We start from the raw sequence: 24,985 nt of genomic DNA on the forward strand, positions 1-24,985 counted from the left end.
ATGCTCTCCGCAGCCGACGTGCTGCTGATCGTGCTGACGTGCCTGCTCGTCGCCGCGTGCGTCGCGGCGCTCACCCTCGTCCTGCTGCGGGTTCTGCGCCGCCGGTCGTTCCGTGCGCAGCTGATGCTGGTCGCGAGCGCGGGTGTCGTCGCGATGGCGGCATCCGTCGTCGCGATCTCGCTGGAGATGTACATCTCCACGCATGACCTGACCGTGCTCCTCGCCGTGATCGCGGTGTCCCTCATCCTGGGCCTCGCGACGGCCTGGGTCGTGGCCAGGGCGATGCGGTCGTCGTTCGATCGCCTGTCCGCATCGCTCGACGAGGTCGGCCGCGGCGGCGTGATCGTCGCCGAGCAGGGCGGGTCCCGCGAGCTGGACGACCTGTCGGCGCAGCTGGCCGAGGTGTCGGGGAAGGTGGACGCCGCGAGTGCCGAACTGGAGCGGCTGGACTCGGCGCGGCGGCGGTTCTTCGCCTGGATATCACACGATCTGCGCACTCCGTTGACGGCGGTACGCGCGCTCGCCGAGTCGATCGAGGAGGGGGCTGCCGATGCCCCTGAGCGCTTCGCGGGGCAGGTTCGGGTGCAGGTCGACACCATGAGCCGCATGGTCGACGACCTGTTCGAGCTGTCCACGTTGACCTCCGGAGCGGTGCAGCTGCAGACGCAGCAGGTCGACCTGCTCGATGTGGTCTCGGATGCCGTCGCGGATGTCGCGGCCGCCGCCGCCCGCCACGGCGTGCGCATCGTCGAGCGCGGGGTGGGCGCGCACGTGCTCTGGGCGGATCCGCATCAGCTCGGACGGATCATCGTGAACCTGCTGACCAATGCGATCCGGCACGCCCCACGCGGCACGGAGATCGTCATCTCGGCCACCGAGATCGACCGGAACCGTCTCGTGCTCGGCATCCTCGATCACGGCGCCGGGGTCGCGGTGGAGGATCTGGACCGCATGTTCGACGTCGGCTGGCGCGAGGATGCGGCGCGCACGGCTCCGACCGATCGCGACGGGGTGGCCTCCGGCGCGGGCCTCGGGCTGTCGATCGCGCGCGGTCTCGCACGTGCTCACGGCGGGGAGGTGTTCGCCGAGCGCACCGATGAGGGGTTCCGCATGAACGTGCTCCTGCCGTCCGGGGGAGGCGGGTCATAGGCTGGGGAGCATGACTGACGTTCTTCCCGTGGGCCTCGCCCTTGATGAGTTCAGCTCCGACATCCGCCCGCAGGACGACCTCTATCGTCACGTGAACGGCGCCTGGCTCGCCCGCACCGAGATCCCGGGCGACAAGGCGCGCTGGGGCTCGTTCCATCTTCTCGCCGAGCAGGCAGAGAAAGACGTGCGCGCGATCATCGAGGAGTCGCAGGATGCCCCGGAGGGCACTCTCGCCCGCAAGATCGGCGACCTGTTCGCGAGCTTCATGGACACCGCGCGCATCGATGCCGCCGGCGTCGCGCCGCTTGCCGACACGCTCGCCGAGATCGATGCGATCGCCGACGTTCCGACGTTCCTGCGCACGGTGGGCGCCTACGACCGCGACGGCCGTGCGTCGATCATCGGCCTGTACGTCGACGGCGATCCCGGCGACCCCGAGCGCTATGTTCCGGTGCTCGTGCAGGCCGGTCTGTCGCTGCCCGACGAGAGCTACTTCCGTCTCGACACCTTCGCCGACACCCGGGCCGCGTACCGTGCGCACCTCGAGCGTCTGCTCGGCCTCGCGGGCGTGGCCGATGCCGCCGTGAACGCCGACCGTGCGATCGCGCTCGAGACCGAGCTCGCCGGTCATCACTGGGACAACGTGCGCAGCCGCGATGCGGTGGCGACGTACAACCTCAAGACGTGGGAAGAGCTGCAGGCGCTCGCCGACATCGACCTGACTCCGTGGCGAGAGGCGGTCTCGCCGTCGAACCCCGCGGCCTTCGACGAGGTCGTCGTCTCGCAGCCCAGCTTCTTCGAAGGACTCGGGTCGCTGCTGACCGCCGAGCGCCTGGACGACTGGAAGGCATGGCTGCGCGCCAAGGCCGTGCACGCCGCGGCCCCGTACCTGACCGACGATCTCGTGCAGGAGAACTTCTCGTTCTACGGCACCGAGCTCACCGGCGTCCCCACCATCCGCGAGCGCTGGAAGCGCGGCGTCTCGCTCACCGAGGGTGCGCTCGGAGAGGCGATCGGCAAGGTGTACGTCGAGCGCCACTACCCGCCGACGGCGAAGGCCGCGATGGACGAGCTGGTCGCCCACCTCATCGAGGCGTACCGGCAGAGCATCACCGAGCTGGAGTGGATGACGGCCGAGACCCGCGAGCGCGCACTCGCCAAGCTCGACTCCTTCACCCCGAAGATCGGGCACCCCGAGGTCTGGCGCGACTATTCGAGCCTCGAGATCGACAGGGCCGACCTGTTCGGCAACGTGCGCCGCGCCTCGATCTTCGAGCACGACCGCAACATCGACAAGGTAGGCACGCCCATCGACCGCACCGAGTGGCACATGCCGCCGCAGATGGTCAACGCGTACTACAACCCGTCCATGAACGAGATCGTGTTCCCCGCGGCGATCCTGCAGTACCCGTTCTTCGACGCCGGTCGTGACGCGGCGGCGAACTACGGCGGCATCGGTGCGGTCATCGGCCACGAGATCGGCCACGGCTTCGACGACCAGGGCAGCCGCTACGACGGCGACGGACGCCTGCAGGACTGGTGGACGGATGCCGACCGGTCGGCGTTCGAGGAGCGCACCAAGGCGCTGATCGCCCAGTACGATGCGCTGGTGCCCGAGGGCCTCGACGCCGAGCACCACGTGAACGGCGCGCTCACGATCGGTGAGAACATCGGCGACCTCGGCGGCCTCGGGATCGCGCTCAAGGCCTATGAGCTCTCGCTCGGCGGCGCGGAGGCCCCGGTGATCGATGGATACACGGGCGTGCAGCGCCTGCTGCTCTCGTGGGCGCAGGTGTGGCAGCAGAAGAGTCGTGACGCCGAGACGCTGCGCCTGCTGACGATCGACCCGCACTCGCCGAACGAGTTCCGCTGCAACCAGATCGTTCGCAACATCGACGCGTTCTACGAGGCGTTCGGTGTGAGCGAGAACGACGCCCTCTGGCTGCCTGCGGCGTCGCGAGTGACCATCTGGTGACCAATCGTCACACTCTGTGAACCGTCCCCCGGCGGTGGGGTTACGATAGCCCTGCCGCTGGGGAGCGTCTCCCCTCGGTATCCCGCACATCCACCCCCCTAAGGATCAGCGTGGGCGCTCTCGAGCCTGGTGAAGGTCTCCGAAACTCCTCGGCCCCCGAGTCTCTCGGCGCTGCCCAGGAGGCCTCCGGTGCGGGTCGCCGCTCGCAGCGCACCAGTCGCCGGCTTCCCCGACGCGCCGCTGCCGGACGCCGGTCGTTCACCGCCACGCTGCGTTCGCTGGAGGGCCTGGTCGACTCCGGGGCGCAGGTCTCGGTGCACGTCGTCGACCTCGACAACCATGTGCACGTGCTCGCCGGCGACGACCATGTCACGATGCCGATCGCGGGTCTCGGAGTGGTGCCTCTGCTGATCGAGGTGGCTGCCGGCTTCCAGAGCGGTGCTCTCGATCCGTTCGAGATCGTCGAACGCGAAAGCCTCGAGCCGGTGGAGACCTCGGGTCTGTGGCGGCATCTGCACGCACCGGCCCTGCCGTTGGAAGACCTCGCCGTGATGGCGGCGACCGCGGGGGATCCCATCGCGGTGAACGCTCTGCTTCACAAGGTCGGCCACGACCGGGTGCGCGAGCGCATCGAGTCGCTGGGTCTGCGCCGCACGGCCCTTCTCGACCGCTTCCGCGACCGCCGCGGTCCTGACGACGCCCCGCAGGTGGCCGTGGGATCCGCACGCGAGCTCGCCGGACTCTTCTCCGCCCTCGTGAACTCGCAGGTGGTCGATGCCGCCGTCAGCGCACAGGTGTCGGAGTGGTTGAGCCTGAATCAGGACCTGAGCCTGGTCGCGGCATCCACGGGTCTCGATCCGTTCGCGCACGATCACGATGCCCACGGCCTGCTGTTCGTGAACAAGACCGGCCGCGATCGCGGGGTTCGGGCCGAGGCTGGTGTGCTGGCCGGGCCCCGCGCCGGCGTCGCCTACTCGCTCATCGTGTGCTTCGACGATCTCTCGATCACGCACCGCCTGCGTGCGCACGACGCCTTCCGGGTGCTCGGCGTCGAGCTCATGGAATACACGCACTGACGCCGTCGTCACGTCGCTAGCATCGAGGGATGCCACGACCTGACTGGACCCCGCACCGCCGCGACGACGGCGAACTGCTCGGATGGATCCACCCCGCCGGCGACGACTGGGTCGGCGTCGATGTGCTCGGGCGGCCCGTCACCGCAGCGACGGAGTGGCTCGAAGCCGAAGCGGCGCTGGAGGAGCACGGGATCGCCTGGCTTGCCGATCCGTGGATGCTGGAGGGCGAGGACGAGCGCCCCTTGCGGGTGCGCATCCTCGAGGTGACGCCCGACGAAGACGGTGCGCCGGGGCGGATCGTCGTCAAGATCGACGACTTCGGCGACATGACGCGGCCTGCGACGGCGCAGTTCATCCTGGCGTGGCCGATCCCTGACCGGCTGCGCACACCGCGCGACGACGACCCCGACCCGCGCACGATATCCCGCTGAACGCGCGAGGTGTCCTCACCCCGGCAGCGACGGATGCTGCTCGGACGCGCGCTGCTTCGGGATGAACAGCGACAGCACCATCGCGATCACCCCGGCGGCGATCGCGAGCCAGAAGCACACCTCGAAAGCGGCCCTGGTGGGCACGGCCACGCCGTCGATGTCGATGCTCATCGCGGCGAGCACGCCGCCCATCACGGCCGAGGCTCCCGACGTTCCGATCGAGCGGAACAGCGCGTTCAGGCCGTTCGATGCGCCGGTCTCGTTGGCCGGGACCGAGCGCATGATGATCATCGGCATCGCGGCGAACGTGAACCCGATGCCCACGCCGATCAGCAGGTTCGCGACGAGGACGTGCCACACCTCGGAAGACCACAGCAGCACGAAGACGTAGGCGAGCACGATCGCGGTGGCGCCGACCGTGAACAGCGGGCGCGGACCCACGGTGCGCTCCAGCCAGCCGGAGAGCGGCGAGATCACCATCATCACGAGGCCCGCAGGCATGATCACGAGCGACGCGGCGACCATGTCGAGGCCGAAGCCCCCGCCGATCGACGGAGCTTCGAGCAGCTGCGGGAACGTGACGTTCGAGGCGAAGAGCGCGAATCCCATGCCGATCGCAGCGATGTTCGTGAAGAGCACGGCGGGTCGCGCGGCGACCCGGAGGTCGAGCAGAGGATCCTTGGTGCGCAGCTGATACCAGCCCCACACCAGCAGTACCGCGAGTCCGCCGAGGATGCAGGCGAGGGTCAGCGGCGAGGTCCAGCCCCACTGCGCACCTCGGGAGACGAAGAGCAGGACGCCGGTGAGGCCGATCGCGAGGCCGATGGCGCCGATCACGTCGAGGCGGCCGGGGGAGCGCAGCACGTCTTCGGGGATCACCGCCAGCACGAGGACGAGGCCGACGACGCCGAGGGCTGCCGCGAGCCAGAAGAGCATGTGCCAGTCGGCGTTCTGGGCGAGGAGGGCGGCGACCGGCATGCCGATCGCTCCGCCGACACCCATGGTGGCGCTCATGAGGGCCACGGCGGTGCCGAGTCGTTCCGGAGGCAGCACGTCGCGCATGATGGCGATGCCGAGCGGGACGACCCCCGTCACCGCACCCTGGAGTGCGCGACCGATGATGACTCCGACGATCGAACCGGAGACCGCGGCGATCACGGAGCCGAGGATCAGGATCGCGAGCAGCGCGATCACGACCCGGCGCTTGCCGTACATATCGCCCAGCCGGCCCGAGATGGGGGTGGCGACGGCGGCGACGAGCAGCGTGATGGTGACGACCCAGGTGGTGTCCTCGCGGGAGGCGTTCAGCAGCTGCGGGAGCTCGGCCTGCAGCGGGACGACGAGCGTGAACATGAAAGAGGAGCACAGGCCCGCGAAGGCGAGCACGGCGACGATCGCCCACTTGGGTGGGGTCCGGGAGAGACGTTTCCTGGCTCTGTCCTCGCTCGCACCCACCGACTCAGGCTATCGGCGATCAGGTGGCGCGGGGTCGAACACCCGGGCTCGATCGACCGGGCGGCACGCGGTCCGTGATTGCATGGGGAGATGAGCGAAGACGCCACGATCGACCAGCATCCCGCCGATTCCGCGTTCCACCGCAGGCTCCCGATCGGCGAGGCACTCGACGCCTCTGCCGTCGCCGAGGGACTGCCGTGGGCCTTCGAGACGATCACGATGCGACCGCTCGAACCGATGCTGGTGCCGGAGAAGCCCCGCGGCGGCGAGCAGGACCCGGCCGAATGCGGACCCTGCGCCCCGAGCGAGTTCACGATCTGGCACGACGAGCACTGGCAGGTGCGCGCGGGGTGGGAGATCGGTGGGCTGCCGTTCATCGGCGCGATCGCCCCGCGTGAGCATTGGCTGCTCGAGAACGCGCCGGTCGAGGTGCTCGCGGCGCTCGGGCCCCTGATGCAGCGGGTCTCGCAGGCGGTCAAGAGCGTCCCCGGTGTCGCGCGGTGTCACTTCGGGCGGTGGAACGACGGCTCGGCGCATCTGCACCTGTGGGCGATGGGACGCCCCGCCGGCATGATGCAAGGGCGAGGTGCGGTGCTGTCGTTCTGGGACGGGATCCTGCCGCCGATCCCGCAGGAGATGGCCGAGGAGCACATCCGCATCGTCGCCGAGGCGCTCGCCGCGGGTGGGGGAGAGGCGTTCCCGATGCGGTGACATCGGGGTTCCGATTCCTCGAACGGGCCGAGGAGGGGCAGACTGGGTGCGTGCGAACCATCCGTGACCTCGACACCGTTGAACTCATCCTCGACGCCCAGGGCCTGCTCGACTCCATCCGGGGTCCGCAGCGCGTGGTGGATGCCGGAACCCTGCGCGCCCTGCAGCAGTCGGGCAACTACGTCGTCGGCTTCTTCGACGGCGAGGGTGACGAGGAGCGCATGGTCGGCGCGTCGATCGCGTTCTTCGGCGAGCCCGCCCGCCGTGCGATGCACTCCCATATCACCGCGCTGCTGCCCGAGTACCGCGGTCGCGGCTGGGGTCGCGAGCTCAAGGAGCACCAGCGGCAGTGGGCCTTCTCCCGAGACGTCGGCCGCATCACGTGGGTCTTCGATCCGCTCGTGGCACGCAACGCCCACTTCTTCTTCACCGTGCTGGGCGCCCGTGCGACCGGCTACTCGGTGAACCGCTACGGCATCTTCGGCGGCGGCGACGCGGGCGATGAGAGCGACCGACTCGATGTCGAGTGGGCGCTCGCCGACATCGCCAAGCCCCCGGCCGATGACGCGGTCGTGGAGACTCTGGCCATCCCCGCCGACATCGAGGCGCTGCGCGAGTCCGACCCGGCAGCCGCCCACGAGTGGCGTCTGCGTCTGCGGGCGCAGATGGAGGGCCTGCTCGGCAGCGGGTTGCGCATCGCCGGCTACGACACCGCGCGGGGCTACCTCTTCACCGCGTGAGCACGCTCTTCACGGCGTGATTCTCGTGGCCCGTGTGCTCAGCGCACTCCGCGCATGAGCTTCAACACGGGCTTGACGCTCAGCAGCAGTCCGATGCCGACCACGATGGCGATGCCCCCGAGGATCGAGAAGAACGGCACCTCGTCGGTCGGATCGTAGAACCGGACGAGCTCGCCCGAGATGGCGGTGCCGAGCGCGATCGACAGGAAGAAGAGCGCGACCATCTGCGTGCGGAACACCGTCGGTGCGAGCTTGGTGGCCGCCGACAGGCCGACCGGCGAGATGAGCAGCTCGGCGACCGTGAACACGAAGAGGATCCCGACGATGGCCAGCAGCGGCGTGGAGTTCGCCCCTCCGCCGGCGAACGGCAGGAAGAGCAGGAACGCCGATCCCATGATGATCGCCGCCAGAGCGAACTTCACGGGCGTCGAGGGCTGACGCTTTCCCAAGCGGGTCCAGATCGCCGCGAAGACGCCGGACAGGATGATGATGAACACCGGGTTGATCGACTGCACCCAGGACACCGGCATCTCCCATCCGAACAGATTCCGATCCAGGCGCTGGTCCGAGTAGATCGTCAGCACCGTGAACTGCTGCTGGTACAGCGACCAGAACGCGACGCTGGTGATGAACAGCGGCAGGAAGGCCCACACCCGCGATCGCTCGGTGGCGTCGATGCGACGGCTGCCGAGGATCACCGAGAAGTACGCGACCGCGGCGACGATCGTGACGACGATCACCAGGGTGGCCAGATTGTCTGCGCGGATCACACCGGTGAGCACCAGGACGGCGATGGCCACGATCGCGGCGCCGGCGATGAGCCCGACCAGGCCGTAGCGGGACTTCGGAAGCGGGTTGGGCACCTCCCGTGCCGAGGCGGGAAGGGCCTTGCGGCCGAACGAGTACTGGATGAGTCCCAGGGTCATGCCGATGGCGGCGAGCCCGAAGCCGTAGTGGAATCCGAGAGACGACTGCAGGATGCCGGTGAGGATCGGTCCGAGGAACGCGCCGAGGTTGATGCCCAGGTAGAAGAGCGAGAAGCCGGCATCCCGCCGGGGATCTTCCGCGCTGTAGAGGCTGCCGACGACCGAGGTCGCGTTCGCCTTGAGTCCGCCGGAGCCCAATGCGACGAGCACCAGACCGACGCCCACCCCGACGGCGCCAGGCAGGAACGCGAGAGCCAGGTGACCGGCCACGATCACCATCGCGCTGACGAACAGCACCCGCTCGGAGCCGAACAGTCGGTCGGCGAGCCAGGCGCCGAGGATCGTCGACAGGTAGACCGAGCCCCCGTAGGCACCGACGATGCCGCCCGCGACCGCCTCGGGGATGCCGAGGCCGCCCTGTGTGACCGAGTAGTACAGGTAGATGAGCAGGATGCCCTGCATGCCGTAGAAGCTGAAGCGCTCCCACATCTCCACGCCGAAGATGTGCACCAGGGCCCACGGTTGCCCGAAGAAACGGGTGTCGTCGTCGCGGGTCCGCGGTGTTCGCGCTGCAGTGCTCATCCCAAGGACGGTACTCTGACGCAGCCGCCGAGGCCAGGGAGCGCGCGGGAACCACGGATAGAATGAGGTGCCCGTGTTCACGGGTTTTTCCTCCCGCATCCGACCATTGGAGCCACCATGGCCGAACAGTCCCGCCTCGACAAGGTCATCGCCCTCGCCCGCCACCGCGGGTTCGTGTTCCAAGCGGGTGAGATCTACGGCGGTTCCCGGTCGGCCTGGGACTACGGCCCCCTCGGCACCGAGCTCAAGGAGAACATCCGCCGCCAGTGGTGGCAGACGTTCGTGCGCGGCCGCGGCGACATGGTGGGGCTGGACTCCAGCATCATCCTGCCCAAGCGCGTCTGGGAGGCGTCGGGTCACGTCGCGACCTTCACCGATCCGCTGGTCGAGTGCCTGCAGTGTCACAAGCGCTTCCGCGCCGACAACCTGATCGAGGACTTCGAGGCGCGCAAGGGCCGCAAGGCCGAGAACGGGCTCGCCGACATCCCCTGCCCGAACTGCGGCACCAAGGGGCAGTACACCGAGCCCAAGGCCTTCTCCGGTCTGGTGAAGACCTACCTCGGCGTCGTCGACGACGAGTCGGGCCTCTACTTCCTGCGCCCCGAGACCGCGCAGGGCATCTTCGTGAACTTCTCGAACGTGCTCACCGCCAGCCGCAAGAAGCCGCCGTTCGGCATCGGCCAGGTCGGCAAGGCGTTCCGCAACGAGATCACGCCGGGTAACTTCATCTTCCGCACCCGCGAGTTCGAGCAGATGGAGATCGAGTTCTTTACGCCGCCCGCCGAGGCGCAGGAGTGGTTCGAGCACTGGGTCGAGGCGTGCTGGAACTGGTTCATCGACCTGGGCATCGACCCCGAGAACATGCGCCAGTTCGACGTGCCGGAAGACGACCGCGCGCACTACTCGGCCGGCACGATCGACGTCGAGTACAAGTTCGGCTTCGCGGGCAAGGAGTGGGGCGAGCTGATGGGCGTCGCCAACCGCACCGACTACGACCTCTCCAGCCACAGCGAAGCGTCCGGCCAGAGCCTGACGTACTTCGACCAGGCCACCGGCGAGCGCTACACCCCGTACGTGATCGAGCCGTCGTTCGGTCTCACGCGCGCGATGATGGCTTTCCTCGTCGACGCGTACCGCGAGGAGCAGGTGCCCAACGCCAAGGGCGGCACCGACGTGCGCACCGTGCTCAAGCTCGACCCGCGCCTCGCTCCGGTCAAGGCCGCCGTGCTGCCGCTGTCGCGCAACGAGAACCTCTCGCCTCTCGCTCGCGAGGTCGCCGACACGCTCCGCAGCTCCTGGGCCGTCGACTTCGACGACGCGGGGGCGATCGGCCGCCGCTACCGTCGCCAGGACGAGATCGGCACCCCGTTCTGCGTCACGGTCGACTTCGACTCGCTCGACGACCGTGCCGTCACGGTGCGCGACCGCGACACCATGGCGCAGGAGCGCGTGTCGATCGACGAGTTGCACGCGTACCTCGCGGAGCGCCTGCGCGGCGCCTGAGCACCCTCAGTCATCGTCGAGACCCATCCTCATCGCCGAGACCCATCGTGGTCAGCGGGTGTGGGAGTGGGTCTCGACGGGGAGTGTGGGTTTCGACGTGCCTCATGATCTCGCCACGGCGCGCGCGTAGCGCTCGGAGAGCAGCTGCAGGCGGGGGAGCAGCTCGGGTGGGCTCTCGACCGTGAAGTCCATCATCAGCATGCCGATGTAGGCGGCGACGGTGTCGAGGCTGTCCGCACCCGTGACGAGGATGCAGTGCTCGTCGTCGACCGGCTCGACGATCCCGACCGCAGCGTGGATCCGGTCGAGCACGGCCGCAGCCGGCGCGTCGATGCGCAGCCGGGCATGCACGATCCACCCGCTCACGGCGATGGTCCGCATGGCGAAGGCCGTGTAGTCACCCCCGGGCAGCGGCTGCGGCGTGAAGGAGCGTCGCGTCGGCATCCGCAGCTGCATCCAGTCGACCCGGTACGTGCCCCATTCGTCGGTCTGCGGATCGCGTGCGACCAGGTACCAGCGCCGCACCCAGGTGAGCAGTCGGTACGGCTCGACCAGCACGGGTGCGCCCTCGTAGTCGAAGCGCAGCCACTCCTCGTCGCGGATCGCACGTGCGATGGCCTGCAGTGACGCGGCGTCGACCTCGGGGTCCGGGGCGTCGGTGTCGTTGTTCTCCGGGGCGCGGTCGACGCTCGAGCGGAGCGCATCGACCGTGGGGCGCAGGTGCGATGGCAATACCTGTTCGAGCTTGGCGAGCGCCCGTGCTCCGGCCTCCTCGACGCCGGCGATCCCGGCTGCGGCCCGCAGGCCCACGGTGACGGCCACGGCTTCCTCATCGTCGAGCAGCAGCGGAGGGAGCTTGCCACCGGCGCCGAGGCGGTAGCCGCCGACGGATCCTCGCGTGGCGTCGACGGGGTAGCCGAGGTCGCGCAGCCGCTCGACGTCGTGCCGCACCGTGCGGGAGGAGACGCCGAGCCGGGCGGCGAGGTCGCTTCCCGAGCGCTCGGGGCCGGTCTGCAGCAGAGCCAGCAGTGCGAGCAGTCGTGCGGTCGGATCGGCCATCGGAACTCCTCGAAAAGTCAGGCATCCATTAGGAAGGAATCTATCCTAATGCCCTCGTACCTTCGAGATATGGATAACACGACGCTCGCCTTCCGCCCCTTCACCGTCTCGGTCTCCGCCGCCGAGGTGGCCGATCTCCAGGATCGCCTCGCCCGCACCCGCCTTCCGCAGCCGTCGCCGACGGATGACTGGGATGCCGGCACTCCCAACTCCTACCTCCGCGAGGCCGTCGCCGCCTGGCGAGAGTTCGACTGGGCCGCAGCCCAGGAGCGGATCAACGCCGTCCCGCACTTCACCACCGAGATCGACGGCCAGACGATCCACTTCCTCCACGTGCGCTCGGCTCACGAGGGTGCGACGCCGCTGCTGCTCGCGCACACCTACCCCGGTTCGTCGGTCGACTACCTCGACGTGATCGATCGCCTCGTCGACCCCGTCGCGCACGGCGGCCGTGCCGAAGACGCGTTCGACGTCGTGATCCCGGATGCTCCGGGCTACGGCTTCTCGCAGCCGCTCGCCTCTGCCGGGTGGACAACGGCGCGGGTCGCGGCGGCCTATGACCGTCTGATGCGCGGGCTCGGCTACGACAGCTACGGCATCCACGGCTCGGACAACGGCGCCATGGTCGCGCGTGAGCTGGGCCTGCTCGAGCCTGCGGGCTTCCTCGGACTGCACGTGCTGCAGCTGTTCTCGTTCCCCTCGGGCGACCCGGCCGAGTTCGAGAAGCTCGAGCCCGCGGACTACGCCGGCCTCGAGCACATGCAGTGGTTCCAGTCGGTCGGCGGGTACAACACGATGAACTCTTCGCGCCCGCAGACCGTGTCGGTCGGGATCAGCGATTCCCCGGTCGGGCTGCTCGCCTACAGCGAGCTGTTCAACTCGTTCGGCAACGGCACCTCTCTGGTTCCGCTGGAGAAGATCCTGCTCGAGGTGAGTGTGAACTGGTTCGCGAACGCGGCATCCGGCATGAACCGCAGCTATCTGGAGAACGCCAGGGCCGACGCCGCGGCCGACGCCGCCGAGGATGCCGGGCCGCGGATCAACGCCGCACGCACGGGGGTCGCCGTGTTCGCGGACGACTTCCAGACGATCCGGGTCTTCGCCGAGCGCGACAACGCGAACATCGTGCACTGGAGCCGCTTCGATGAGGGCGGGCACTTTGCCGCTCTGGAGCGTCCCGACCTGCTCGCCGACGACATCCGGGCGTTCTTCGCCGACGTCCGCTGACTGTCGAACCCCACTCTGCTGCCCAGACCCACCCGTGCGTCCGTCGCACGGGTGGGTCTAGCATGTCGGCATGTTCGAGCCGTGGAGCGAGTTCAACGTCGCGATGGCGGGGGCGACGGCCGCGCTCGCCGGACTCGTGATCGTCGCCGCGAGTGTGAACATCGCCGAGATCGTCAAGTCCCGCACTCTGACAGCACGGCTCCTCGCCGGGATCGCCGCCCTGCTCCTGGCGCTCGCGGTGTCGGCGCTGGGGTTGATCCCCGACATCGACGGCCCCTGGTTCGGCGCGGCCGCCGTCGTCGCGTCGCTGCTGGCTGCCGTGTTCCAGGTGCACGCGACGCGCCTCATCGCGACCGATCCGAGCCCCGAGGATCGCGCCCGTCCGCTCAAGTACCTGGTCGGCTTCCTGCCGATCTTCGCCTATCTCGCCGCGGGCGTGCTGGTGTGGATTGGGCATCCGGCCGGGCTGTACCTCGCGGCGGCGGGCTGTCTGCTCGCGATCGTCTCGGCCGTGGTGGTGTCGTGGGTGGCGCTCGTCGAGGTCCTGCGCTGAGCGGGTACGCGGAGAGGGATCTCGCGCGTCAGCCCGTGACGGTGAGCTGCACCTCGGCGGTGCCGCCCGCCTCGACCCAGGCGAGTGAGCGTTCCAGGATGCCGCGCAGCACGTCGAGGTCGATCTGCTCCAGGTCCTTGATGTAGAGGCACCCGACGCCCGTGGTGTGCGGTCCGAGCTTCGCCAGGGCTTCGGTGTGCGCGCCGACCCCGTCGAGCAGATAGATCGTGGTCGCGGCCTTGAGTGGAGCGAAGCCGAGCAGTCCGCTGTCGCCTTCGGTCCCTGTCGGGTAGCGGTAGTGGCAGGAGCCGAACCCGATGATCGTGCCCCACGTCTGCGGTTCGCGTCCGGTGACCTCCTGCATGAGCGCGGTCAGCGTCTCGGCGTCCCTGCGGCGCACGGCGGGGGAGGAGCGGGCGATGAGCCCGGCGACGTCGTCTCCCGTGGGCTTCACTTCGGGGCCTTCGCCGCGGCCTTCATCGCCTTCTTGTGCTCGCGCACCTTCGCGAGCGAGTCGGGCGAGACGATGTCGGCGACGCTCCGGTACGAGCCGTCCTCGCCGTAGGGAGCGGATGCCTCGCGCCAGCCCGCGCCCGTGAAACCGTACTGCTTGCCGAGGAGGGCGAGGAAGATCTTCGCCTTCTGCTCGCCGAAGCCGGGGAGGGCCTTCAGTCGCTTCAGCACCTCGGGCCCCGACGGGTCCCCCTCGGTCCACAGGGCTGCGGCATCGCCGTCCCAGTCGTCGACGAGGGTCTGGCACAGCGTCTGCACGCGCGTCGCCATGGACCCGGGGAACCGGTGCACCGCGGGGGTCTGCTTGAACGCCTCGAGGAACTCGTCCGGTGCCATGTGGGCGATCGTCGCGGCGTCGGTCGCGCCGGTGCGCTGCTCGATCTTGAGCGGACCGGCGAACGCTGTCTCCATCGGAACCTGCTGGTCCAGCAGCATCCCCACCAGCAGGGCAAGCGGATTGTCGGTCAGCAGCTCGTCGGCGGCGGTGTCTCCGGTGATGTGAAGGGCCATGCCTCCAGTGTGCCACCGGTGAACGGAGCGTGTCAGGCGGTCGCGGCGTCGTCTGCAGCGTCGGCTTCGGGGGCGATGCCGTACAGGGCGGCGAGCGCCGCGGTGAACTCGTCGGCGCGGCCGGCCGCGGCGAGCTCGTGGGCGCGCACGGTCGGGGTGTGCAGGAGCACGCCGGAGAGGTGACGCAGGGCCTGCTCGACCTTGCCGTCCTCGTCGCCGCGCGCGCGGGCACGGTCGATCTCGCGTTCGAGGAGCTCGAAGATGTGCGACCGCAGCGCCACCACCGACGGCGTGACGCTCTGGCGGGCGCCCACGACGTGGAAGGTCTCGGCGGCTTCCCGGACCACGCTGCGCGCGGCATCCGTCGCCTGCAGCTCTTCGAGCGGTGCGTGCAGACGGATGGTCTCGAGATCGAGCAGGGCCACACCCTCGAGGCCGGCGATGGCGGGGTCGACGTTTCGCGGCATGCCCAGGTCGACGACGAGCTGACGGTGTGCGCCCACGGGGCAGCCCGCCGCGGCGGGGCCGGTCGGCAGCTGCAGGTGCTCGGGGCCGAGCACGGGCTCCGTCGCCGTGGTGCAGGTGATGAGCAGGCTCGACCGTGCCGCGGTGCGGGCGTACTCGTCGGCGGCGATCGGACGGATGCCGTGCTTCGCGGCGAACACCTCGGCGCGGCCGGAAGGTGAGTACACCGAGATGTTCACGGCACCGCGTTCGCGGAGCGTGGCGAGGGTGACCGCGGCGTAGGCACCGGTGCCGACCAGCAGCACGCGTTCGGCGGACCAGTCGGCGATGCGGCTGTCTGCCAGCTCGAGCGCGAGACGCACGAGCGAGCGGCCGGCGCGACCGAGGGCCGTGACGTTCTTGACCTTGCGCTGGGCCTGGCTGGCGCGCTGGAAGAGGCGCTCGAGCTCGGGCGAAGTGGTGCCGTCCTTGCGGGCGGACTTGAGAGCGCGGCGGACTTGCCCTGCGATCTCGCCCTCGCCGGAGACGACGGACTCGAGACCGGACGCGACGGAGAAGAGGTGCTCGGCGACGCGGCGCCCCGAGTGCACGGTGTAGGCGCCGTCGAGGTCGGCGGCCGAGATTCCGGTCGCGGACTCGACAGCTTCGATCACGGCTTCGACGCCGATGGCGCCGGCGGCGGTGACCGGTTCGTCCATTTCCACGTACGCCTCGAACCGGTTGCACGTCGCCAGCACGACCGCACCCTGCACGCACGGCGTCATGCCCACGATGGTGGGAGCGACGTCGTCGGGGGTGCGGCTCAGGCGTTCGAGCAATTCGAAGGAGGCGGTCTTGTGACTCGCCGTCACACACAGCAGCACACATCGATTGTACCGGAGGGTCTGCGGGGGAGGGTTCGACCGGTCGACTCGGCGGCTCCATAAGGGTCGGGTGGGAGGATGGACGCATGGCCCTCTCCGACGCCCCGCTCCTGCGCGCCCTCGCCGGCGACCGTCCCCCTCACGCCCCGGTGTGGTTCATGCGGCAGGCCGGCCGGTCGCTTCCCGAGTACCGCGACCTGCGCGTCGGGACCCGGATGCTCGACGCCTGCCTCACCCCCGATCTCGCCGCCGAGATCACCCTGCAGCCGGTGCGCCGCCACGGGGTCGACGCGGCCGTGTTCTTCAGCGACATCGTCATCCCGCTGCGCCTGGCCGGCGTCGAGGTGGAGATCGAGCCCGGTCGCGGCCCGGTGTTCGCGAACCCGGTGCGCACGGCGGCCGACGTCGACCGCATCACCGCCATCGACCCGGACGACCTGGACGGCACGGCGATCGCCGAGGCTGTGCGGCTCGTCACGGCCGAGCTCGGCGACACCCCGCTGATCGGATTCGCAGGAGCGCCCTTCACGCTCGCGGCCTACCTCGTCGAGGGCGGCCCCTCGAAGGAGCACCTGCGTGCGCGGGCGATGATGCACTCGGATCCGGCGTCCTGGAACCGGCTCGCCGGCTGGCTCGCCCAGGTCTCGCGCCGCTTCCTGGAGACCCAGCGCGATGCCGGGGCGTCCGTCGTCCAGCTCTTCGACAGCTGGGCCGGGTCCCTCAGCACCGCCGACTACCGCGCCTTCGTCGCCCCGCATTCGCACGCGGCGCTTGCGGGCATCGGACTGCCGACCATCCACTTCGGCGTCGGGACCGGACCGTTCCTCGCCGATATGCGCCTCGACGGTGTGGCCGATGGCGTCGGCGTCGACTGGCGCCAGCCGCTCGACGAAGCCGCCGCGATCCTCGGACCGGACGTGACGGTGCAGGGCAACATCGACCCCGCGCTGCTCTCAGCCCCCTGGTCGGTGCTGGAGGCGCACGTGCGCGACGTCGTCGAGCGCGGCCGTGCGGCGCGCGCCCACATCCTCAACCTCGGCCACGGCGTGCCCCCGGAGACCGACCCCGACCAGCTCACCCGCATCGTCGAGCTGGCGCACACGATCTGACGGTCAGGCCACGCGCCGAGAGCTATCTAGCGAAGGTGCTATATTGCAACCATGACTGACAGCGCGACGGACATCTTCGCGGCGCTGGCCCACCCCACACGACGTCAGATCCTGCAGGACCTGAAAGACGGTGAGCTCGCGGCCGGCGAGATCGCGTCGCGCTTCTCCGCGAGCGGCCCCACCATCTCCCGTCACCTGAGCGTGCTCCGCCAGGCGGGACTCATCAGCGAGCGGCGCGATGCCAACCGCATCCTCTACTCCCTCGTGGGTGAGCGGCTCGCGCTCTCGGTCGGCGACTTCCTCTCGACGGTGTGCCCCGAGCAGATCGTGCTGCGCGAGGTCCGCAAGCGCGGACGCGGAGCCTCCGAGCCCGTCGAGGCCTGAACCGCCCCGGTGCGAGAATTGAGGGCATGAGCCCCGAGCCCTCCTCCGCCGAGCCGTCCGACCTCGCCGCCCGCGCGGCGCACACGCATGTCGTCGTCGTGGGCGGTGGCATCGGGGGTCTCGTCGCTGCGCGGGAGTGCGCGAAGGTCGGAATGCGCGTCACCGTGCTCGAGGCGGAGGAGACGCTGGGCGGCTCGATCCGCCGGGTCGACCTCGACGGTGTCACCATCGACGCCGGGGCCGAGAGCTACGCCACCAGGGGTGGACTCGTGCGCGCCCTCGTGGAGGAGCTCGACCTGGCCGACCGCATCGTCTTCCCGAAGCCGGGCGGGGCATGGCTGGCCGGAATCCCCGGTGTGGGTGCGGCGCCGCTCCCTGTGGGCGGCATCCTCGGCATCCCCGCCAATCCGTTCCAGCCCGACGTCCGCCGCATCATCGGATGGGCGGGCGTCTGGCGCGCCTACCTCGACCGCGTGCGTCCGCCCCTCACGATCGGGCACCAGCTCAGCCTCGGAAAGCTCGTCGCATCGCGCATGGGGGTGAAGGTGCGGGATCGACTCGTCGCCCCCGTGACGACCGGCGTCTACTCGGCGTCTCCCGACGATGTCGACATCGACGTCGCAGCCCCAGGGCTCAACGCCGCACTGACCAGGGTGGGTTCCCTCTCCGGCGCGGTGCAGACGCTGCGCGATGACGCCGCGGAGAAGGCCTCGGAAGCACAGGCGGCGGCGAAGACACCGGGAGCGGCCGTCGAGGGGCTCTCGGGAGGCATGAGCACGCTGGTCGATGCCCTCGCCGCCGACCTCGTCCGCCTCGGTGCCGAGGTGCGCACGGGAGTGCGGGTGCGCACCGTGCGCAGGACCGGGGCGCGCTGGTCGGTCGAGGCCGAGGCTGAGGTCGCGGCTGAGGTCGAGGTGAGGGCGGAGGAAAGCGGCGAGAGCGCCGCAACGGATCCTCTGGAGCCGGTGGTCGAGGAGCTCGACGCTGACGCCGTCATCATCGCGACGCCCGAGTCGGCCGCACGGAAGCTCCTCGCCTCCGTGGTGCCGGCCCTCGCCACGACGGAGGCCGCGTCATCGCCCGAGATCGAGATCGTCACCCTCGTCCTCGACGCGCCGGAACTCGCCGCCGCCCCGAGGGGAACCGGCGTGCTGACCGTTCCGGGCAGCCACACCGCCAAGGCGCTCACCCACTCGACCGCCAAGTGGGGCTGGGTGCGCGACGCCGCGGGCGCCCGGCAGATCGTGCGGGTGTCGTTCGGCGCCCAGGGGGAACCCGCAGCGACCGCGGGCCTGGACGACGCCGCGGCGGCAGACCTCGCACGGCGCGAAGCCGCCGCCCTGCTGGGAGTCGCCATCGCCCCCGAGGCTGTCATCGCCTCGCATCGCGGCCGTTTCATCCAGTCGCAGCCCGCCTCGATCATCGGCTCAGGGGGGCGGCGTACCGCAGCACGCGCAGCGGTCGAGGCCGTGCCCGGTGTGGCCGCGGTCGGCGCCTGGCTCGCGGGGACCGGACTCGCCCAGGTTATCCCCGACGCACGGGACGAGGCCGACCGTCTGCGCCGCGCCCTGTTGTGGGACGGGGAGTCCTGAAGTGCGGGAGCGGTCTGTGTCAACCCTCTGACCCATAGATGCCGAATTCGGCATACGGGGTTACGCTGGGTACCTGGTCGCGGGGGGCGAATGCCTGCGGTCGGTCCCAACCGGGCGAATCTGGCCGGACTACCGGAACAAGGTGAGGAGACCCCATGAAGGGGAAGATCGGACTCGTCGTCGGGCTCGGCGTGGGCTACGTGCTCGGCACCCGTGCCGGACGTGAGCGCTACGAGCAGATCAAGACGCAGTGGCTCAAGGTGTGGCACCTCGACCCCGTGCAGGAGCAGGTCACCAAGGTCAAGGGTTTCGTCGGCGACAAGGCCGCGGCCGTTCCCGGTGCGCTCTGGACCGGTGTGGTGAAGGTCGCGAAGTCCGTCACCGGCTCGGGCACGCCCGGTCAGCGACTCGACTCCGCCATCGCCACCGGCCGTGAGGCGGCAGAAGATCTCGCCGAGGCGACCGAGGAAGCGGTCGAGGCTGCGAAGTCCACCGCGACGTCGACCAAGCCCGCTGCGAAGAAGCCCGCCGCGAAGAAGCCGGCGGCCAAGAAGCCGGCGGCCAAGAAGCCGGCTGCGAAGCCCGCCCCCAAGAAGTCCGGCGCCTGAGATGCCCCGCGGATACCGCGATCGCGCCGACGACAGCCTGCTGACTCTCCTCGGAGATCTGCCGGAACTCGTCACGAATCTGGTCAAGGCCGAGATCGACGCCGCCAAGGCGTGGGTCTCGCGCACCTCGAAGGATGCCGGCATCGGTTCCGTGTGGTTCCTCGTCGCGCTGTTTTTCCTGTTCTGGGCCGTGCCTGTCATCCTCGTCTTCGCGATCGCCGGGCTGTCGTCCTGGTGGCCGGTGTGGCTCTCGGCGATCGCGGTGTTCGGCATCCTGATCCTCGCGGTGCTGCTGTTCGCGTTGCTCGGGATCCTCAAGTTCCGCAAGGTGCTCGCGCGCCAGAACCCGGCGCAGGCCGTCGCCGAAGACATCCGACTCGTGAAGGAGGCCGGCGATGACGAGTTCTGAGTCGCTGCCGCGCACCGCCGTTCCCGGCGGGATCGTCGACCCCGTCGCTTCGGCCCGTGCCGAGCTGAAGGCCGCCCTCGCGGCGATCGAGGTCAAGGGGAACATCCCGCGCCGGGTCGAGAAGGCGTCGACACGTGCGGTGGCGAAGGCCCGCGTGTTCGCCGATCGGAACCCGATCGGCGCGATCGCCGCCGCCGTCGGAATCGCTGCCGCAGTCGGAGGCGCGGTCTGGGCGGTCGCGCGCTTCATCTCGCGCTGAGGCGCAGCATTCCGGGAAGCCGCGAGCAGCCCTCCGGGGTGATTAGCGGCTCCTGCGCAAACGAGGCAGACTGGGGAGCATGATGTCCGAAGAGCGCGATGAGAACCCGTCCGGCTTCACCCTCTGGGCTGTCTGGCGACGAAACCCCGACCTCCCCGTGACGGAGAACGACTCGACCGAGCTCGAGACGATCGTCTCCTACATTGAGGACTCGGGTGTCACCGTCCGCGGCTTCTACGACGTCTCCGGACTCAAGGCCGACGCCGACCTCATGGTGTGGCTGCACGGCGACACCGCCGAGGAGCTGCAGAAGGCGCTGCGTCGCCTGCGTCGCACCGAGCTGCTGCGTTCGCTCCTCCCGGTGTGGAACGTCATGGGCGTGCACCGCGATGCGGAGTTCAACCGCTCCCACGTCCCGGGCTTCCTGCGGGGTATGGACCCCAAGGACTGGCTGTGCCTGTACCCGTTCGTGCGCACACCGGAGTGGTACCTCGCCCCGGAGGAGGAGCGTCGCAAGATGCTCGCCGACCACGGACGCAAGGGCGCCGCGTTCACGGGCGTTCTCGCCAACACCGTCGCCTCTTTCGCTCTCGGCGACTACGAATGGCTGCTGCCGCTCGAAGCCGATGAGCTCACCGACCTCGTCGACATGATGCGCGATCTCCGCTACACCGACGCTCGCATGTACGTGAAGGAGGAGGTGCCCTTCTACACCGGGCGCAGGCTCCGGTTCGACGAGATCGCGGACGTGCTCCAGTAAGCCCATGAGTACCCCCATTCGTCTGGGCACCCGCCGCAGCGCGCTCGCGCAGGCGCAGTCGGGTCACGTCGCCGCAGCCCTCGAGAAGCTCTCGGGGCGCCGGGTCGAGCTCGTCCCGATCACCAGCGAGGGCGACACGAATCGTGCCTCGCTCTCCGAGATCGGCGGTCAGGGCATCTTCGCCACGCGTCTTCGCGAGGCTCTGTTCGCGGGCGAGTGCGACTTCCTCGTGCACTCCCTGAAGGATCTGCCGACCGCCGTCCCCGAGGGTCTCGTGATCGCGGCGACGCCGAAGCGCGAGGATCCGCGCGATGTGGTCCTCACCCGCGACGGCACCCCGCTGCACGAGCTGCGCTCCGGAAGCACGGTGGGCACAGGGTCGCCGCGTCGCATCGCGCAGGTGCATCGACGCGCGCCGAAGGCCGAGGTCGTCGACATCCGCGGGAATGTCGACTCCCGTCTCGCCCGGGTCACATCGGGTGAGCTGGATGCGGTCATCCTCGCGGCGGCAGGTCTCTCCAGGCTCGGCGCGGAGACGCCGCTACGGCGCGAGGAGCTCGGTCTCGCCGAATGGCCGACCGCGCCAGGGCAGGGCTCGCTCGCCGTCGAGACCCGCGCGGATGCGCCGGAGGAGCTGCTCGCGGCCCTTGCCGGTCTCGACGACACCGATACTCGTCTGGCCATCACGGTGGAGCGCGCGATCCTGCAGGGATTGGACGCAGGATGCCAGGCGCCGATGGCCGCGCATGCGGTGGTCGAAGGCTCCTCGATCCGGGTCAGGACGGTCGTCTATGCCGCCGACGGCGGGCGCCGGATCGGCCTCGACGTCACGGAAGACCTGAACGGGGAGTATATTCGTCGGAACGGCAGTGGCAATGGAGCGGATGCTGCCGATGGTGCAGACCCGATGCACGCAGCGCGCGAGCTCGGGTTCACTGTTGCCCGTCGGCTGCTCGATCAAGGGGCGGCCGGCCTCGTATCCCGAGAGCAATCCTCATGACCACTTCCGAAATCAAGCAGGACCGACCGTTGGACGGCTGGCGCATCCTCGTGCCCCGTGGCGGGCCGTGGGGCGACAGCGTCGCCGCGAGTCTGCGGGCGCTGGGCGCCGTGCCCGTCGTCGCACCACTGATCAACTTCGCCCCGACCACGGATCAGGCGACGCTCGACACCGCGCTGGCGCAGTTGGCCGCGGGCGAGTTCGACTGGCTGACGGTCACGAGCGCCACCACCGTCGACGTGCTCTTCGCCCACCGGGCGGCGGTGCCGCGGGAGACCAAGATCGCCGCCGTGGGGGAGACGACCGCGGCGGCGCTGCAGGCGGTCGGCTACGAGGTCACGCTGGTCCCCGAGCAGGACAACTCGGCAGAGGGTATGGCGCAGCAGCTCATCGCCCTCGAGAAGGAGCCGCGTCGCATCCTCGCCCTTCGCAGCGAGATCGCGAAGCCCGTGCTCAGCAGACTGCTCTCCGAGGCGGGGCATGACGTACATGGCGTCGTCGCCTATCGCACGGTCGGTGTGCCGGTCACGGAACGGATCCGCCGCGACGTCGAGAACGGCCGGATCAACGCGATCCTCATCACCAGCGGCTCTGTCGCCGAGCAGGTGCGCGAGCAGTTCCCGGAGATCCCCGATGACACGCTGCTCGCGGCGATCGGACCACGCACGGCGAATGACGCCCAGCGTGCCGGTCTGCCGGTGTCGGTCGTCGCCGACCGTCAGACCATCGACGCCCTGATCGATGCGGTCTCGCACTTCACGCTTCCGCACGCGGCCGACGAGTTCGCGCCGTGAGCTTTCCCGATGTCCGGCTGAGGCGAGTGCGTCAGTCTCGTGCGGTGCGCGACCTCGTGCGCGAGACCTCGCTGCAGCCGCGGCAGCTCGTGCTGCCCCTGTTCGTGCGCGAAGGCATCGCCGAACCCGTGCAGATCGGGTCGATGCCCGGTGTCGCTCAGCACTCGCTCGACTCGCTGCGCGCAGCCGCGGTCGAGGCCGCGGAGGCGGGGGTCGGCGGCGTGATGCTGTTCGGCGTGCCCGCGGTGCGCGATGCCGTCGGCTCCGGCGCCGATGATCCGCGAGGCATCCTGAACGTCGCGACGGAAGCGCTGGCCTCCGAGGTCGGCGACGCGCTCGTCGTGCAGACCGATCTGTGCCTGGACGAGTTCACCGATCACGGCCACTGCGGCGTGCTCGCCGGCGACGGGTCCGTCGACAACGACGCGACGCTCAAGCGGTACACCTCGATGGCGCTGGCGCAGGCCCGTGCCGGCTCTCAGCTGCTGGGGCTGTCCGGGATGATGGACGGCCAGGTCACGGTGATCCGCAGGGCGCTCGACGCCGAGGGTTTCACCGACACGCTTCTGCTCGCCTACGCCGCGAAGTACGCGAGCGCCTTCTACGGACCCTTCCGCGAGGCGGTCGACTCTCAGCTGAAGGGCGACCGTCGCACGTACCAACTCGATCCGGGCAACCGGCGCGAGGGCGTGCGCGAGGCTGTCGTCGATGAGGCCGAGGGCGCCGACATCGTCATGGTGAAACCGGCCATGGCCTTCCTCGACGTGCTGCGCGAGGTTCGCGACACGGTGAGTATTCCCGTGTGGGCATATCAGGTGTCCGGCGAGTACGCGATGATCGAAGCCGCCGGCGCGAACGGCTGGATCGACCGTCGTGCGGCCATCCTCGAATCCCTTCTCTCCATCCGCCGCGCCGGTGCGGATGCGGTGCTCACCTACTGGGCCACCGAAGCGGCCGGCTGGCTGCGCGACTGACTTCTCCGAGGAGCTCTCCTTCATGACCGACCGCAATGACGACCTGTTCTCCGCTGCCCGCGCGGTGATCCCCGGTGGGGTCAACTCGCCGGTGCGCGCCTACGGTTCGGTCGGCGGGACGCCGCGGTTCCTCGCCTCCGCGAAGGGGGCGCGGGTCACTGACGCGGCTGGTCGTGAGTACGTCGACCTCGTCGCTTCGTGGGGTCCTGCCCTGCTCGGTCACGCGCACCCTGAGATCGTCGCGGCGGTGCAGGAGGCGGCGTCCCGCGGCCTGTCCTTCGGCGCGCCGACCGAGGGCGAGGTCGAGCTCGCCACGCTGATCGCCGACCGCGTGCGGTTCGGCGAGGTCCGTCCTGTCGAGCGCGTGCGTCTGGTCTCCACCGGAACCGAGGCGACCATGACGGCGATACGCCTCGCGCGGGGCGCCACCGGTCGCGACCTGCTCGTGAAGTTCGCCGGGCACTACCACGGTCACTCCGACGGTCTTCTCGCCGAAGCGGGTTCGGGTGTCGCCACGCTCGCCCTTCCCGGTTCTGCCGGGGTTCCGGCGCCGATCGCGGCCCAGACTCTCGTGATCGGCTACAACGACCTGGATGCGCTGGCTGCGGTGTTCGCCGAGCATGGTCAGCGCATCGCCGCCGTCATCGTCGAGGCATCGGCGGCGAACATGGGCGTCGTCGCGCCGATGCCCGGGTTCAACCGGCTGATCGCCGAGACCGCCCACGCGCACGGTGCCCTGATGATCATCGACGAGGTGCTCACCGGATTCCGCGTGCACCCGGCAGGGTTCTGGGGTCTGCAGGCCGCAGCGGGCGAGGACTATCTGCCCGACATCTTCACCTTCGGCAAGGTCGTCGGCGGGGGGATGCCGTTGGCGGCGCTGGGTGGACGAGCCGAGATCATGGACCTGCTGGCTCCGCTCGGACCGGTGTACCAGGCAGGGACGCTGTCCGGGAACCCGCTCTCGGTCGCTGCGGGGCTCGCGACGCTGCGGCTCGCGACGCCCGAGGTCTACGCGACCGTCGACGCGGCGGCCGCACGGGTGTCCGCTGCTCTCGATGCCGCTCTCACATCAGCGGGTGTGACGCACGCGGTCGCCACCGCCGGCAACCTGTTCAACGCGTCCTTCCGGGCATCGGCGCCGAGGGACTACGCCGAGGCTCAGGCGCAGGAGTCGTACCGCTATGCGCCGTTCTTCCACTCGCTGCGTGAGCAGGGCGTGGCTCTTCCGCCGAGCGTGTTCGAGGCCTGGTTCCTCACCGCAGCGCACGGCGAGGAAGAGCTGCAGCAGATCGAGGCCGCCCTCCCCGCTGCTGCGGCTGCCGCGGCAGCTGCGCGCCCGTAACGCGACTCCGGTC

Annotated in this window: 26 protein-coding genes; 20 read left to right on the forward strand and 6 right to left on the reverse strand. The window is 69.7% G+C overall.

The annotated features are described in order from the left end of the window. The 4 genes from F6W70_RS01220 (at position 1) to F6W70_RS01235 (ending at position 4,631) form a co-directional block, all read left to right on the forward strand. Positions 1 to 1,149, forward strand: coding sequence for a sensor histidine kinase (locus tag F6W70_RS01220; protein WP_151486602.1), 1,149 nt, complete (start codon positions 1 to 3; stop codon positions 1,147 to 1,149). A gap of 10 nt (positions 1,150 to 1,159) precedes the next feature. Further along, positions 1,160 to 3,124, forward strand: coding sequence for a M13 family metallopeptidase (locus tag F6W70_RS01225; protein ID WP_151485711.1), 1,965 nt, complete (start codon positions 1,160 to 1,162; stop codon positions 3,122 to 3,124). Between the two features lie 110 nt (positions 3,125 to 3,234). Next, positions 3,235 to 4,200 (forward strand): serine hydrolase, encoded by a 966-nt coding sequence (locus tag F6W70_RS01230; protein ID WP_017829562.1) that lies wholly within the window; start codon positions 3,235 to 3,237, stop codon positions 4,198 to 4,200. A gap of 29 nt (positions 4,201 to 4,229) precedes the next feature. Next, positions 4,230 to 4,631 (forward strand): hypothetical protein, encoded by a 402-nt coding sequence (locus tag F6W70_RS01235; RefSeq protein WP_127483111.1) that lies wholly within the window; start codon positions 4,230 to 4,232, stop codon positions 4,629 to 4,631. A 15-nt stretch (positions 4,632 to 4,646) separates the two neighbouring features. On the opposite strand, the gene F6W70_RS01240 is transcribed toward F6W70_RS01235, so the two are convergent. Continuing rightward, entirely contained in the window at positions 4,647 to 6,086 is a 1,440-nt protein-coding gene (locus F6W70_RS01240; RefSeq protein ID WP_082524284.1) for an MFS transporter, read from the reverse strand. Between the two features lie 90 nt (positions 6,087 to 6,176). Here F6W70_RS01240 and F6W70_RS01245 point away from each other — a divergent pair, with 90 nt between their 5' ends. Continuing rightward, complete coding sequence (locus F6W70_RS01245; protein WP_151485712.1) at positions 6,177 to 6,797, forward strand: hypothetical protein; 621 nt, start codon at positions 6,177 to 6,179, stop codon at positions 6,795 to 6,797. A gap of 50 nt (positions 6,798 to 6,847) precedes the next feature. After that, entirely contained in the window at positions 6,848 to 7,537 is a 690-nt protein-coding gene (locus F6W70_RS01250; protein WP_055866209.1) for a GNAT family N-acetyltransferase, read from the forward strand. Positions 7,538 to 7,575: 38 nt separating this feature from the next. Here the strand turns inward: F6W70_RS01250 and F6W70_RS01255 are convergent, their stop codons facing one another. Continuing rightward, on the reverse strand, positions 7,576 to 9,045 hold the full coding sequence (locus F6W70_RS01255; RefSeq protein WP_151485713.1) for a peptide MFS transporter: 1,470 nt from the start codon (positions 9,043 to 9,045) through the stop codon (positions 7,576 to 7,578). 117 nt (positions 9,046 to 9,162) lie between these two features. Here F6W70_RS01255 and F6W70_RS01260 point away from each other — a divergent pair, with 117 nt between their 5' ends. Further along, entirely contained in the window at positions 9,163 to 10,548 is a 1,386-nt protein-coding gene (locus F6W70_RS01260) for a glycine--tRNA ligase (RefSeq protein ID WP_017829557.1), read from the forward strand. 102 nt (positions 10,549 to 10,650) lie between these two features. On the opposite strand, the gene F6W70_RS01265 is transcribed toward F6W70_RS01260, so the two are convergent. Continuing rightward, entirely contained in the window at positions 10,651 to 11,607 is a 957-nt protein-coding gene (locus F6W70_RS01265) for a helix-turn-helix transcriptional regulator (RefSeq protein ID WP_055874696.1), read from the reverse strand. Positions 11,608 to 11,676: 69 nt separating this feature from the next. On the opposite strand from F6W70_RS01265, the gene F6W70_RS01270 reads away from it, so the two are divergent. Then, a complete protein-coding gene (locus F6W70_RS01270) occupies positions 11,677 to 12,834 on the forward strand; it encodes an epoxide hydrolase family protein (RefSeq protein ID WP_055866205.1) in 1,158 nt (385 codons plus the stop codon). Positions 12,835 to 12,904: 70 nt separating this feature from the next. Next, a complete protein-coding gene (locus F6W70_RS01275) occupies positions 12,905 to 13,387 on the forward strand; it encodes a hypothetical protein (protein WP_017829554.1) in 483 nt (160 codons plus the stop codon). 28 nt (positions 13,388 to 13,415) lie between these two features. Here F6W70_RS01275 and F6W70_RS01280 read toward each other — a convergent pair whose 3' ends face one another. The 3 genes from F6W70_RS01280 to F6W70_RS01290 are packed head-to-tail and all read right to left on the reverse strand — an operon-like array spanning position 13,416 to position 15,738. Beyond that, positions 13,416 to 13,841 carry a DUF1801 domain-containing protein gene (locus F6W70_RS01280; protein ID WP_151485714.1) on the reverse strand — a complete coding sequence of 142 codons (426 nt, stop codon included), beginning with the start codon at positions 13,839 to 13,841 and terminating at the stop codon, positions 13,416 to 13,418. Then, positions 13,838 to 14,410 carry an HhH-GPD-type base excision DNA repair protein gene (locus F6W70_RS01285; RefSeq protein ID WP_151485715.1) on the reverse strand — a complete coding sequence of 191 codons (573 nt, stop codon included), beginning with the start codon at positions 14,408 to 14,410 and terminating at the stop codon, positions 13,838 to 13,840. Before F6W70_RS01285 ends, F6W70_RS01280 begins: the two co-directional genes overlap by 4 nt. A 32-nt stretch (positions 14,411 to 14,442) precedes the next feature. Then, positions 14,443 to 15,738, reverse strand: a complete 1,296-nt coding sequence (locus F6W70_RS01290) for a glutamyl-tRNA reductase (RefSeq protein WP_055874691.1) — start codon at positions 15,736 to 15,738, stop codon at positions 14,443 to 14,445. 86 nt (positions 15,739 to 15,824) lie between these two features. Here F6W70_RS01290 and hemE point away from each other — a divergent pair, with 86 nt between their 5' ends. The 11 genes from hemE (at position 15,825) to hemL (ending at position 24,972) form a co-directional block, all read left to right on the forward strand. Next, complete coding sequence (gene hemE / locus F6W70_RS01295) at positions 15,825 to 16,847, forward strand: uroporphyrinogen decarboxylase (protein WP_151485716.1); 1,023 nt, start codon at positions 15,825 to 15,827, stop codon at positions 16,845 to 16,847. 51 nt (positions 16,848 to 16,898) lie between these two features. Next, positions 16,899 to 17,231 carry a metalloregulator ArsR/SmtB family transcription factor gene (locus F6W70_RS01300; protein WP_017829549.1) on the forward strand — a complete coding sequence of 111 codons (333 nt, stop codon included), beginning with the start codon at positions 16,899 to 16,901 and terminating at the stop codon, positions 17,229 to 17,231. Between the two features lie 26 nt (positions 17,232 to 17,257). After that, positions 17,258 to 18,823 (forward strand): protoporphyrinogen/coproporphyrinogen oxidase, encoded by a 1,566-nt coding sequence (locus F6W70_RS01305; protein WP_151485717.1) that lies wholly within the window; start codon positions 17,258 to 17,260, stop codon positions 18,821 to 18,823. A 155-nt stretch (positions 18,824 to 18,978) separates the two neighbouring features. Continuing rightward, positions 18,979 to 19,431, forward strand: a complete 453-nt coding sequence (locus F6W70_RS01310) for a hypothetical protein (protein WP_151485718.1) — start codon at positions 18,979 to 18,981, stop codon at positions 19,429 to 19,431. 1 nt (position 19,432) lies between these two features. Further along, positions 19,433 to 19,840 (forward strand): phage holin family protein, encoded by a 408-nt coding sequence (locus F6W70_RS01315; RefSeq protein WP_017829546.1) that lies wholly within the window; start codon positions 19,433 to 19,435, stop codon positions 19,838 to 19,840. Next, positions 19,827 to 20,099: a hypothetical protein gene (locus F6W70_RS01320; protein WP_151485719.1), complete on the forward strand. Its 273-nt coding sequence runs from the start codon at positions 19,827 to 19,829 to the stop codon at positions 20,097 to 20,099. The genes F6W70_RS01315 and F6W70_RS01320 overlap by 14 nt, the downstream gene beginning before the upstream one ends. A gap of 79 nt (positions 20,100 to 20,178) precedes the next feature. After that, positions 20,179 to 20,859: a hydrogen peroxide-dependent heme synthase gene (gene hemQ, locus F6W70_RS01325; RefSeq protein WP_017829544.1), complete on the forward strand. Its 681-nt coding sequence runs from the start codon at positions 20,179 to 20,181 to the stop codon at positions 20,857 to 20,859. Positions 20,860 to 20,863: 4 nt separating this feature from the next. Next, on the forward strand, positions 20,864 to 21,859 hold the full coding sequence (gene hemC / locus F6W70_RS01330) for a hydroxymethylbilane synthase (RefSeq protein ID WP_055866189.1): 996 nt from the start codon (positions 20,864 to 20,866) through the stop codon (positions 21,857 to 21,859). Then, entirely contained in the window at positions 21,856 to 22,653 is a 798-nt protein-coding gene (locus F6W70_RS01335; RefSeq protein ID WP_017829542.1) for a uroporphyrinogen-III synthase, read from the forward strand. The genes hemC and F6W70_RS01335 overlap by 4 nt, the downstream gene beginning before the upstream one ends. Next, positions 22,650 to 23,627: a porphobilinogen synthase gene (gene hemB, locus F6W70_RS01340; RefSeq protein WP_151485720.1), complete on the forward strand. Its 978-nt coding sequence runs from the start codon at positions 22,650 to 22,652 to the stop codon at positions 23,625 to 23,627. The genes F6W70_RS01335 and hemB overlap by 4 nt, the downstream gene beginning before the upstream one ends. Before the next feature lie 22 nt (positions 23,628 to 23,649). After that, on the forward strand, positions 23,650 to 24,972 hold the full coding sequence (gene hemL, locus F6W70_RS01345; RefSeq protein WP_151485721.1) for a glutamate-1-semialdehyde 2,1-aminomutase: 1,323 nt from the start codon (positions 23,650 to 23,652) through the stop codon (positions 24,970 to 24,972). Positions 24,973 to 24,985: the final 13 nt, after the last annotated feature.

The sequence above is a fragment of the Microbacterium maritypicum genome, assembly GCF_008868125.1.
Taxonomy (GTDB): domain Bacteria; phylum Actinomycetota; class Actinomycetes; order Actinomycetales; family Microbacteriaceae; genus Microbacterium; species Microbacterium maritypicum.